The sequence below is a fragment of the Acinetobacter lwoffii genome, from assembly GCF_024129595.1.
GTDB lineage: Bacteria > Pseudomonadota > Gammaproteobacteria > Pseudomonadales > Moraxellaceae > Acinetobacter > Acinetobacter lwoffii_O.
The window spans coordinates 1-3,702 of the sequence record NZ_JAMXXS010000071.1 but is presented as its reverse complement, the minus strand read 5'-3'; the positions used below and the strand labels follow the sequence as shown (position 1 = coordinate 3,702).

The following is a 3,702-nucleotide window of genomic DNA, read 5'->3' as shown; positions in this document are numbered from 1 at the left end:
AGCCCCTGATCCCAGTAGCACAAAAGGGACGAAGTCCCCTTTGTGTATGCTGGGATCAGGGGCTTCACCCCCGACACCCCCGAAAACCGCCCAAAGAGAAAAATCATAGATTTTTTCTTTGTCCGGTTATCAACCGAGGATCTGATTTAGGCATGACCAAAAAAGAAATAGTTAAAAGACAAAAGGAAATCAAAATCCGTTTAACGGACGAAGAACATCAAGCCCTATTAGACAGATGTACTACAGCTAGCCTTGCGAGTTGGATGCGTGAAATTTGTTTAAGTGAAAAACGTACTAAGCAAAGTAAAGTCATTGAAGTAGACCCAAAACTATTAAGACAACTTGCAGGCATTGGAAACAATCTAAATCAGATTGCTAGATTGGTTAATCAGCAAAGTAAAACAAGTTCAGCTATAGACCGCATAGCAATAATCACAGCTTTATCAGGTATAGAGCGAGAGCTTCAGAGATTGCACAATGATCATAAAAATACATAGTCGTGGTGCAGGTTCGGGGCGTGGTCCCGTGGATTATTTGCTTGGTAAAGACCGAGATCGGGAGGATGCAAGGCTAGACCGCGGTGATCCTGAACAAATGATTCAATTGATTGACAGCACTAACTTCGCTCAAAAATATACATCGGGTGTTTTATCGTTTGCAGAGCGTGATTTAGACGAACACCAAAAACAAAAGATCATGGATAGTTTTGAACGTGCATTGATGCCAGGTATGGATAAAGATCAATATTCAATTCTATGGGTGCAGCATCAAGATAAAGACCGCCTAGAGCTGAATTTCGTTGTAGCAAATGTGGAACTTCAAAGCGGTAAACGCTTACAGCCGTACTACGACAAAGCAGATCGTCCACGTTTAAATGCATGGAAAGACCTTGTGAACGATCATTACAAACTACACGACCCTAATGACCCTCTAAATAAGCGTGAGTTATGTACTCCTAATGCGCTGCCAAAGCATAAGCAAAAAGCGTCAGAGATCATCACAGATGGGCTTTTAAGCGTTGCTGAAAGCGGACGTATCCAAAACCGTGAGGATGTAATTAAAACGCTTGAATCGGCAGGCTTTGAGATTGCGAGAACTACGCCAAAAACAATCAGCATTAAAGACCCTGAAGGGGGCAAAAATATTCGTCTTAAAGGAATGATCTATGAGCAAGATTTTAGATTTGGCAAAGAACTTCGAGCAGACATCGAACGAGCAAGCGAAAGATACAGAGCAAGTCGTAGCGACAGAGTTCAAGAAGCACGAGCAACGCTTGACCGACTTGTTAGAAGAAAACGCGAAAGCAATGAACTCCGCTATCCAAGAGCAGAACAGACGGTTACTGCCGACTATGTTAAAAACTTGGAGTATCGTAGCCATAGCCGTGATAACAGCCCTTTTAGTGATGTGGGGCATCCTAGCTTATCAGAGCTACAAAATCGGCAAGAACGCAGAGATAATCGCCCAACAGAACCTAGCTATACAGGACTTAGCGAACAAGGGGGGCAATATCAAGCTGAAAGACTGCATCGACAACAAAGATCGCAAACGCTTATGCATTTTGGTGAACAAGAACGCACCGACTTGGCAGAATGGCAGCCTAATGGTTCCAATGGGGTATTAACTGATGACCGAATTAGAAAAGCACTTACTCGAAGCCTTGGAACAAGCACAGATACACCAACAGCAGAGGGAAGCCGATTTACTCAAGATATTCGAGAGTACCAAGCAAGACAATCAGAGCATCAGGGAAGCATTCAGGAAGCTTTTAGAGAGTATCAGCGAAACAGATCAGACCCGAAACGAGAGCTTGAACAAATTAGCTCGGCAAGTAAGCAACTTGAGCTTTCAAGTGCAAGACTTCAAGACACAAAACAAAGTCTTGATCGAGCAATTACAGGTATTAGAAATGCAAGTGAGCAAGTTGAAAAAATGAATGAGCCAAAACGCAGTTATGGAATACGGTATTAACCAATAAGAGTAATTAAATAACTGTATACTTTGATAAATTAATCTAATTTTTTTGGGGTTTTAATGGCGACTTGGAGATATTTGTCGGATGAAGAAAAGCAAGAGCATGAGCTTTATAAAAAAAAGACTGCTTTAGATTTGTTTTTCTTATATTTAAAGATTCAGGCTGTTCTAGCAGTAATGGCTGTTTTGGGAAGCTATGCTGAGTTTAGTCAGTATTATAGAGAGGTTAATAATACTCATACTGCTGATTTCTCAATAGTTACATTTTTTCTTATAGGTTTGATTACACCTGCTTTTTTAATAATTTTTATCATACTCATGAGTAAGTATGGAAAAAGTAAAACAACAGTAAAACTATTAATAACTCTATTAATTGGTCTTCCTATTGTAAGTTTTATTAATAGCTTAATTATTGCATCGGTATATGACCTTCGACCATCGGAAATGGTTGATCAATCCGCTGGGATAATAGTACTTTTTATTTTTTTTGGGGCAGTTTTTGCAATATATAGCTTTATCTCGAAGCCATTTAATTTGCAGTATCTTAATAGAGTAAAAGATTAAGCTCATACATAAGAACAAAATTCTAAAAGAAAAAGGCTGTTAAGTATTGAAACTTAACAGCCTTTCGCATTATATTCAGCGGTACGCAGTTATTTGATGCTTGAACATCAAGTAACGAAGATCATAAGGTTTGGCGACCGTTATGATTTCACACTAAGGCTTGTACCTGAACTCTATTTTTACAATAAACAGTGTTTATATCAAGCCTCAAAATGATAAGTCTTCGTTAATTCGTGTTTTAAATCATCAAATAAGTATTCTAGATCGAGCTTTGCCCGCTTCTGCGTGTCCGTTTTACGGTCGGCATGCAGTACGTGTGGTAGGAATAAGTGTCACTGGCGTATTGTAGCTATAGTCGAAAGGCTAAACCGCTTACAGGGGAACTTCACATAGGCGGAGCGTTAGGAGTAGTTGCATAGGACTTGTTAAGTTGTACGTTGGGGAAACCCTCGCAGAGATACAGGCAATGTAACGACAGGGAGCGTGTGGAGCGAAGTGCAAGACTTTGAGTCCTTGTCTGCATAGTCAGCAAAGCTATGTGCGGATACGACCGATATACGTGGCTCCGAAGCCAAATATATACAGGTAAATCGGCAATACTTAGGGGATGTGTTATTTTTTTAAATAACCGCCCTTAGGGTGAGTATTGCCGAAACTCTCTCAACCGTTCACCAAAGCCAAAGGGCTTGCCCGACGCTTTGGGGGCGAGTTGAGAAGTTGAGCGCATTTGCTTTTTATATATTAAGAATAATTATTTTAAAAAAACTATTACTGAAAGGAGTTAACAATGGTTGTGGGCAAAGACTTTTCCTGTGCATCAAACCTGTGTGTAACTCAACGTATAAATCTGCGATTTATGCGGAGTTATGCATAGTGTTTGTGCATAGATCAGAAAAGGCGGTCGCTTGCGATTGTCCATAATCTTGTAACGACTCATCCAATACCAACCTAATCACAGATAGCCTTTGATCACATGCAGCCAACATTCTAGCGAATCTTGTCGGCCTGTAATCAACATGCTATTGTGATTATAAGCCAGCATACACAAAGGGGACTTCGTCCCTTTTGTGCTACTGGGATCAGGGGCTTCACCCCCGACACCCCCGAAAACCGCCCAAAGAGAAAAATCATAGATTTTTTCTTTGTCCGGTTATCAACCGAGGA

Annotated in this window: 3 protein-coding genes; all 3 read left to right on the top strand. The window is 40.6% G+C overall.

Annotated elements, in window-relative coordinates; genetic code table 11:
• Positions 1-497, top strand: a 497-nt coding sequence (locus NI466_RS15580; protein ID WP_253173994.1) for a MobC family plasmid mobilization relaxosome protein, incomplete at its 5' end; no start/stop codon positions are given.
• A 28-nt stretch (positions 498-525) separates the two neighbouring features.
• Positions 526-1,971, top strand: coding sequence for a relaxase/mobilization nuclease domain-containing protein (locus NI466_RS16115; RefSeq protein ID WP_494399520.1), 1,446 nt, complete (start codon positions 526-528; stop codon positions 1,969-1,971).
• A gap of 63 nt (positions 1,972-2,034) precedes the next feature.
• On the top strand, positions 2,035-2,538 hold the full coding sequence (locus NI466_RS15570; protein ID WP_253173992.1) for a hypothetical protein: 504 nt from the start codon (positions 2,035-2,037) through the stop codon (positions 2,536-2,538).
• The last annotated feature ends 1,164 nt before the right edge of the window (positions 2,539-3,702 follow it).